4 protein-coding genes and 1 pseudogene are annotated in these 6,461 nt (G+C 71.1%); all 5 read right to left on the bottom strand.

All coding sequences use genetic code 11. The annotated features are described in order from the left end of the window. Positions 1 to 636 (bottom strand): annotated as a pseudogene (locus JWR86_RS14005) (double-strand break repair protein AddB); the annotation flags it as partial. Positions 637 to 660: 24 nt separating this feature from the next. After that, positions 661 to 1,350 carry a nucleotidyltransferase family protein gene (locus JWR86_RS14000; RefSeq protein WP_299566671.1) on the bottom strand — a complete coding sequence of 230 codons (690 nt, stop codon included), beginning with the start codon at positions 1,348 to 1,350 and terminating at the stop codon, positions 661 to 663. A gap of 17 nt (positions 1,351 to 1,367) precedes the next feature. Further along, positions 1,368 to 2,963 (bottom strand): tRNA (adenosine(37)-N6)-threonylcarbamoyltransferase complex ATPase subunit type 1 TsaE, encoded by a 1,596-nt coding sequence (tsaE, locus tag JWR86_RS13995; RefSeq protein WP_299566668.1) that lies wholly within the window; start codon positions 2,961 to 2,963, stop codon positions 1,368 to 1,370. After that, positions 2,960 to 5,356 (bottom strand): PAS-domain containing protein, encoded by a 2,397-nt coding sequence (locus tag JWR86_RS13990; protein ID WP_299566666.1) that lies wholly within the window; start codon positions 5,354 to 5,356, stop codon positions 2,960 to 2,962. The genes tsaE and JWR86_RS13990 overlap by 4 nt, the downstream gene beginning before the upstream one ends. Positions 5,357 to 5,728: 372 nt before the next feature. Beyond that, positions 5,729 to 6,461: adenosylhomocysteinase (locus JWR86_RS13985; RefSeq protein ID WP_299566664.1), on the bottom strand; the 733-nt coding region annotated here is incomplete at its 5' end.

The raw sequence follows: 6,461 nt of genomic DNA, 5'->3' as shown, positions 1-6,461 counted from the left end.
GGACGCCGTCCCGCCGAGCCGGTCGGCCTCGGCCCGCAAGGCCTCGTCGCGGTGCCGGGCCGGATCGCTGGCGCGGCGCTCGCGCAGGATCGCGGGCCAGTTCTCGTGCGCGATGCGGAGGAATTGCAGGGTGCTGCCGAAATGCGCCGAGAACTCGGTCTCGACCACGCCCTGCAGCGCGTCCCAGGGGATGCTTTCGGTCGCCAGCGCGTCCATGAGCGCTTCGAGGTCGGAGGCCAGGAGGATCGCCTCGGCCGGCGAGCCGGCAAGTTCGGTCCCTTCCGCCTGCCGGGCGGCCCAGGCCGCGATCAGCCGGGCCAGAATGAGGCGGCGCTCGAGCCCGGTGAGCGGAGGCGGCACGTCGGGTGCGGCCGCCCAGCCAACCGGGTCGCTCTCCTGTTCGCCGAGGGGGATGATCCGGGGCAGCAGCGTGGCCCGGGCCGGCCCGCGCTCGGCCAGCACGGCCGCAAAGGCCCGGCAGGCGCGCCGGGTGGGCAGATACACGGTGGCATCGGCCAGCGAGGCCCCGACGGGCCAGCCATCCGTGAGGGCGCCGTCGAGCAGCGCGTCGGCGAGGGTCGGCAGGAACGAGGCCCCGGCCGGGATCGTGAAGACGCGGGCAGGCCCGCCGCGCACCGTCACACGCGCCCGGAGGGCGGGCTAGCGCGTCGCCGCGAGCCGCTCTTCAGCCGCCCGGATCGCGTCCGGGGTTCCCACATGCAGCCACTCGCCATCGAGTCTCAGACCATAGAGCCGATCGGCCGCGATGGCACGGTCGAAGACGAGGTTGAGCGAGAACGCTCCGTCCGGCGTGTCCTGGAACGAACTCGCCTTCAGGATCCCGACCCCGGCATAGACATGCGGGGCCACGCCGCCCGGGCGTCGCCGCGCCAGGCGGCCGGTCGCGTCGAGATCGAAATCGCCGGCCCCGTCGTAGCCGAGGCTGTCCCGGTCGGCGAGGAGCAGGAGCGCGTCCATCCGGGCCGGATCCCAGGCCGCGAGCAGGCGGCCGACATTGCTCTCCTGGCGCTCGGTCCAGAGCGAGTCGGAATTCATGACCAGGAATTCCGGGCCGAGCAGCGGCAGGGCGCGCTTCACGCCGCCGCCGGTTTCGAGCAGCGCATCACGCTCGTCCGACACCGTCACGGCGACGCCCCGGACCTGGCCGAGATGGGCTTCGATCTGCCCGGCGAGATGATGCACGTTGACGACGGCGCGGGCGATCCCGGCCTGTTCGAGCCGGCCGAGCGCGTGGTCCAGCATGGGCCGCCCGCCAATGCGGACGAGCGGTTTGGGGCAGCGGTCGGTGATCGGCCGCATGCGCTGGCCGAGGCCGGCGGCCAGCACCATGGCCGTGAGGGGCGCGCTCACGACCCCTCCCCCTCGGCCGGACCCGGCTCGGCGGGGGCCTGCTCGGGCATGAGGCCGGGCACGTGCTCCCCATACCAGCGCCGCAGCCGCTCGAGCGCCGGGTGGTCGAGATTGCGGACCAGGTAGGCGCGGATGCGCGGTAGGTGGGCGAGGTATTGCGGCTTGCCGTCACGGCGGTTCAGGCGGGCGAAGATGCCCAGGATCTTGGTCGCCCGCTGGGCGGCCACCACCGCATAGGCGGCCGCGAAGGAGGCCATGTCGAAGCCCGGATCCTCGGCCCGCCGCGCGGCCGCATAGGTGCCGAGAAGCCGCAGCTCGAGCTCCGGCGGAACGGTGACGCGCGCATCCTGGAGGAGCGAGGCGACGTCGTAGGCGGGCGGGCCCAGCACCGCGTCCTGGAAGTCGATCACGCCGACCCGGCTCAGGCCCGAGCGGCTCGGCAGCCAGATCAGGTTCGGCGAATGGTAGTCGCGCAACGTCCAGGTCTGGGGCCCCGACAGAATGTCCGACAGGATCTCCCGCCAGGCATGGACGAACTCGGCCCGGACCGACCCTGACGGGTGCCGGCCGGCGATGTCGGGGCAATACCAATCGAGCAGGAGCTCGGCCTCGATCAGCCAGGCGTCGAGATCATAGGGCGGCAGCACGTGGACGGTGTCGGCCGTCACGGGAAGTTCACCCGGCAAGGTGCGGCCGTGGAGGGCCGCCAGCAGCCGAGTGGCCTCGCTGTAGCGCTCCGCGATGGGGCGGCCGGCGTCATCGACAACGCCCGGGCCGGCGAGGTCCTCCAGCAGCAGCAGGCCGGCCTCGAGATCCTCGGCCAGGATGCGGGGCGCGCTGAAGCCCTGGGCCAGCAGGCCACGGTCCACCGCCACAAAGGCGTGCACGCTCTCGGCCAGATGGGCGATCTGGCTGTAGGGTTTTCCGCGCCGCACCGGCGGCCCGTCCGGCCGCGGCGGCGAGATCATCAGCACGGCGCGCTTGCCGGAGGGCTGGATCAGCCGCTCGTAGAGCCGGCTCGAGGCGTCGCCGCTCATCGGGATCCGGCGCGCCTCCGCCCAGCCGCTGCCGGACAGGAGCCGGTCGAGCGCGCGGCGACGCTGCAGCCGTTCCACGAGCGGGCCATCGCCCGACAGCACGGCGCGGCGGCCGCCCGTTTCGGGATCCCAGGCGAGCGCGACGGACAGGTGCCGGCGGTTCAGCAGCGCCGGCACCCGCTCCGGCCATTCCACCAGGATCGAACTCTCGTCCGGCGCCTCGTCGAGGCCGAGCTCGGCGAGGTCGGCCTCCCGCTCGATGCGGTAGAGGTCCACATGCATCACCGGGCCCTTTGGGCCGTCATAGGCCTGAACCAGCGTGAAGGTGGGGCTGGGCACGTCGAGGTCGGGGTCCCCGAGACAGGCCCGCAGCACTGCCCGGGCGAGTGTGGTCTTGCCGGCGCCGATGTCGCCCGACAGGGCCACAAGGTCGCCCGGCTCGAGGGCTTCGCCGATGCGGGCGCCGAGCTCCAGCGAAGCGGCCTCATCGGGCAACACGATCGTTTCGCTGCGGGCCTCGGGCGTCGGGGCCGGGTTCGACACGGTCCCGCTCATGAGGCCCAATCGGGCGGCATCGCCGCGGCGAGTTGCTGCGGCGGGCGTCCGTCGGCCGGAAAGCGGCAGGTCACCGTGGTGCCGGCCCCGCGCTCGGACACGAGTTCGACCCGCCCGCCATGCAGTTCCACGAAGGAGCGCACGATGGACAGCCCGAGCCCGACGCCGCGGTGCTGGCTGCCGGCCGTGTGGCTCTCGAAGCGGTCGAAGACGCGGTCACGCACCTCGGGCGAGATGCCGCATCCCTCGTCCGAGACGGAGATCACGACCTCATCGCTCTCCTTGCGGGCCGCCACCCGGATGGTCTGGCCGGAGGACGAGAACCCGGCCGCATTGGACAGGAGGTTGTAGAGGATCTGGCGCACCCGTTTCGGATCCCCCGAAAAGCTGCCGATCCCGCCCGGGACGTCGATCTCCAGCCGCAGCTTCAGCTCCACCAGCCGATCCTCGATTCCGAGCACCGCCGCATCAACCGTGCGCCGGATGTCGACCCGCTCGCGCGACAGCTCGATGGTCTCCGTGTCGATGGAAGCGAGATCCAGGATGTCGTTGATGATGGCCAGAAGGGAGGCCGAGGAGCGCGTGATGTGGCCGGCATAGTCGCGCTGGCGCTCGTTCAGGGCGCCCACCGTCTCGGCGCCGAGGAGTTCGGCGAAGCCGATGATGTTGGTGAGCGGCGTCCGCAGCTCATAGGATACGTGGTGCACGAACTCGTTGCGGAGGCGGCCGGCCAGTTCCAGCGCCTCGTTGCGCTCGGTCAGCGCGCGTTCGACATTCACGCTCGCGGTGACGTCCGCGAAGGTGAGCAGCGTGCCGCCGTCCGGCAGCGGCTCCGCCGCCACATCGAACACGCCGCCGTCCAGCCGCTCCATGCGGACGGCCGAGCGCTCGCGCCGATCCGTCAGGCCGGCGACGGCCGCCCGGAGGTCGCTCCAGGGCCCGCCGGCGGGCGCGAGACGCGTCGCGTGCTCCACCACCGCATTGATGTGCGGCGAGCTGTCCAGGAGCGCAGTGTCGAGGCGCCACAGATCCGCGAAGGCCCGATTGGACAGTTTGAGCCGGCCATCCTGACCGAACAGCGCGACGCCCTCGGCAAGCGAATCCAGCGTCTCGCGCTGCACTTGGCTGAGCGCGTTGACGCGCGACTCAAGCTTCATGCGGTCGGAGACGTCATCGAACAGGTAGGTCAGGCCGCCCTGCGGGCCCGGATTGGCCACGACCCGGAGGGTCCGGCGGTCCGGCAGGTGCCACCACGTCTCGACCGATTCCACCGACCGATACGTCTCCAGCACCTTGGCCTTCCAGGTCCAGTAATCGGCCTGTTCCGGCAGCCGGCGCCCGGCCCGCAGCCGGTCCAGGATCTCGCCGTCGCTCGGATGGCCGTCCAGGAAGGCGGCATCCAGCTCCCAGAGCTGCCGGTAGGCGGCGTTGTGGAACACGAGCCGCTGGCTCGAATCGAACATCGCCACCGCGGTGGGCAACTGGTCGAGCATCCGGGTCTGGGCCTGGGCCTGCGACACGAGCTCGGCCCGCAGCGCCTCGATCTCGGACACGTCACGGGCGAGCCCGCCGCTTGCGACCCCGGCCGCCGACGGTTCGCCCAGCGGGGCCTCGGTGATGTCCAGCACCCGTCGCGCGCCTGCCATGATGGCCGGAACGCGAGCCCGGTAGGTTTCGCCGTCGCGGCAGCGGCGCGCCGCGATCTGGCGCTCCTTGCGGTCCAGCAGCTCCAGCGAGCGTCCGGTGACGACCTCGAGGCTCCCGGCCTCGACGGCACCGCAATAGGCGCGGTTCGCCCAGGCGAGACGGCCATCCGCGTCGCGCAGCCAAGCCGGCTCGTCGACCGCGTCCAGCAAGGCCCGCATCCTGCGCAGATCCTCCGCTGCGCCCTCGGCCCGAGCTTCCGCGGCCAGGCGGGCCGAGCGGTCCTCGGAGACGTCGCGCAGGCGCAGCACGGCGAGGCCGACGATGGTGCGGCCCTCCCCCTCGACGAAGGAGCCCGAGGCCGTCCGCAAGGTCATGCGGAACGCCTCGCCGCGCGCTCTCAGGCGGGACAGGGCGGCCTCGAACCGGCCGGCATCCGGGGCCGCGAGCCAGGACCCGAAGGCGAGGACGCGGCGGTAATTCGCATCCGGCGCGACGATGGACGGGTCGCCCTCGACCGAGGGCTCGTCGCCGTCGAACACCACGACGACCTGGCGCTCCGAGCCGAGCAGGAACTCGGCCCTGTCGTCGGCGCCGCGCAGCCGGGCCAGCTCGGCCTCGTCCTCGCGCTCGCGCTCCTGCCAGCGCCGCCGCTCGCTCACATACATGATCGCGAGGGTGGTCGAGAAGATGATCAGGCCGACGATGACGGCAGAGCCGAAGGCCGTGCGGCCATCCAGATAGGGCACGAGGACGAAGGCGTCCGTGACCGGCTCGGCCGCCGCCTCAGAGCACAGGCCGGCCAGGGAGGCGATGGCGGTTCCGACGGTGCGGCCGGGCGCACCGCTTCGGCGACGTCGGCTCGAGGCGCCGACGTGCCGGCCCGCGGAAAGGCAGCGGAGTCTGGGAATCGGGGTCCTCGCGCGGCTCATCGGAACAGAAGGGAGAGGGATGCGCGAGGGCGGGAACTTACAGCCGCGCCGCACGAATCACCGCAGCTTAATGCGCCGAGGAGTCCGCCCGAAAGCCGTTAACGAAAGCTTTCGCCGGGCCCGCCCATCGAACGGGCCCAGCGTGTCGGGGCCGCAACACCAGCCCCCTGTCACGAGTCGAGCAGAAGCTCAGTAGCGATAGTGATCCGGCTTGAACGGCCCGGACTCAGAAACGCCGATATACGAGGCCTGATCCGGACGGAGTTTGGTCAGCTTGGCGCCGATCTTCTCCAGGTGCAGCATCGCGACCTTCTCATCCAGGTGCTTCGGAAGGGTGTAGACCTTGCGATCGTACTTGCCTGGATTGGTCCAGAGTTCGATCTGGGCCAGGGTCTGGTTGGTGAACGAAGCCGACATCACGAAGGACGGGTGGCCCATAGCATTGCCGAGATTCACAAGCCGTCCCTCCGAGAGGAGGATCATGCGCTTGCCGTCCGGGAACGTGATCTCGTCCACCTGCGGCTTGATGTTGTCCCACTTGTGGTTCTTGAGCGCCGCCACCTGGATCTCGTTATCGAAGTGGCCGATGTTGCACACGATGGCCCGGTCCTTCATGGCCCGCATGTGCTCGATCGTGATGACGTCCTTGTTGCCGGTGGCGGTCACGAAGATGTCCGCCCGCGGGCAGGCCTCTTCCATGGTGACGACCTCATAGCCTTCCATGGCCGCCTGCAGGGCGCAGATCGGGTCAATCTCGGACACGAGCACCCGGCAGCCGGCCTGGCGCAGCGAAGCGGCCGAGCCCTTGCCGACGTCGCCGAAGCCCGCGACCATGGCGACCTTGCCGGCCATCATCACGTCGGTGCCGCGGCGGATGCCGTCGACCAGCGACTCGCGGCAGCCGTAGAGGTTGTCGAACTTC

Source organism: Enterovirga sp., from assembly GCF_028290205.1.
GTDB lineage: Bacteria > Pseudomonadota > Alphaproteobacteria > Rhizobiales > Beijerinckiaceae > Enterovirga.
This window is presented reverse-complemented; position numbering and strand designations above follow the sequence as displayed.